Consider the following 1,701-nt stretch of genomic DNA (forward strand, 5'->3'; position numbering starts at 1 on the left):
CAACGCCGGCGTTGGCGTCGCCAGCGGTCGCTGTGCCGTTCAGCAGGCTCGCACCAGTGGTCGCAGCGTTGATGACGGTTCCCGTATTCGTGCCCTGAACGCCACCGAGCTTGGTACCGGACGCAGCAGCGGTTACACCGCCGGCCGCACCGCTGTAGAGCACGTTGCTCAGCGCATCCGCGCTGGTGTAGCTGGTCGTGCCACGCAGATCCGAAGCTGTCGCACCGGCGATCGTGGTGGAGACGTTGGACTTGGTGGAATAGCCGACGGTGGTCTGAAGCGCCTGGTTGGCGATCGACTTGGCGCTGTCGATCAGCTTCTGCAGCGAGGTGATGCCGGTGTTGGCAGCCTGCAGCACCTGCACGCCGTTGGCGATGCCGTCGAGCAGATTGTTGATGTCGCTGGCGCGGTTGTCGAGCGACTGTGCCGTGAAGAAGTTGGTGGGATTGTCCAGAGCCGAGTTGACGCTCTTGCCGGTCGACAGACGGCTCTGTGTGGTGGCGAGCAGATCGGCGGTGGACTGGAGAGAGAGCAGGTTCTGACGAACCGACGAGGAGAGGACGATACCGGACATTGAGTGTTACCCTTCTGGTACGCAACGCAACAAACTTCGATTAGGATTAATCGATGCCGGGAGGGTGAACTTTTGGGGCTAACAAAGCATGAAGCGTGTCGCTGCAGTCCTTGTGCGGATTCACCATATGCGCGATCGTATCCGGATCACGCCCTCGTGTATCGTCATGATAAGATGGTGCTTTTTCGTGCAGTGGCGATGTGTTTGCTACTTGTCAACCATAACTCAGAGTGAGCAATTGGCTGCATTCGAATGCCCGTCTACGTCTCACTGCACGACGTCTTCATACAACCGCATAAAGGAAACGGCGGGGCCGAAGCCCCGCCGCCAGATCTTGCCTGCGATGTCGTGCGCGATTAGCGGAGCAGTTGGAGCACGCTCTGCTGCGACTGGTTGGCCAGCGACAGCGCGGAGACCGCGATCGACTGCCGGGTCGACAGCGCCTGGCTGTTCGCCGCTTCAGTATTGGTGTCGGCCAGGGTCAGGTTGGACGAACCGGTCTGCAGCACGTTGATCAGGTTCTTGTTGAAGTCCTGACGCACCTGCACCACCGAAAGGTTCGAACCGAGCGCGGAAGCTTCCGAACGCAGCGTGCTCGACGCGTTGTTCAGGTTGGTCAGCACCTTGTTGGTGGCAGCGTTGTCGATGAAGTCGACGCCGTTTGTCAACGCGGCGAGGCCCAGACCCTTGGAATTGTAGGTCACGCCGGTGATGTTCAGGCTCGACTTGCCGGTCTCGTCGAACACCAGCTTGAGCTGATCGCCGTTGAGCAGGTTGACACCGTTGAACGAGGAGTCCTGCGCGGTCGTGTCGATCTGGTTCAGGATGTTGTTGTACTGATTGACCAGATTGGCACGGGCCGTCTGGGCAACGGTGTCCGCGACCGGGGTGGAAGCCGTCGAGAACGTCAGCGACGAGGTCAGCGTTCCGCCGATCGCACCACCCGCAGTCGTCGAGCCAAGCGTCGAGGACGCGTAGTCGTTGGTGGTCGAGATCGTCAGCAGGCCGTTGGCGTCGATCGTGGCAGACAGGTTGTTGGCCTGAAGCGCGGTGTTGAGTTGATCGAGGGTCTTGACCGTTCCGTTGGTGCCGTCGCCGAAGGTGACGTTGACCGCCGTACCGCCGTT

General features: G+C 60.5%; 1 protein-coding gene and 1 pseudogene. Both read right to left on the reverse strand.

Annotated features, from left to right (window positions below):
* Positions 1 to 574 (reverse strand): annotated as a pseudogene (locus IVA78_RS04360) (flagellin); the annotation flags it as partial.
* 356 nt (positions 575 to 930) lie between these two features.
* A partial coding sequence (locus IVA78_RS04365) for a flagellin (RefSeq protein ID WP_253075278.1) occupies positions 931 to 1,701 on the reverse strand: 771 nt, incomplete at its 5' end.

The sequence above is a fragment of the Bradyrhizobium sp. 137 genome (assembly GCF_023074095.1).
Taxonomy (GTDB): domain Bacteria; phylum Pseudomonadota; class Alphaproteobacteria; order Rhizobiales; family Xanthobacteraceae; genus Bradyrhizobium.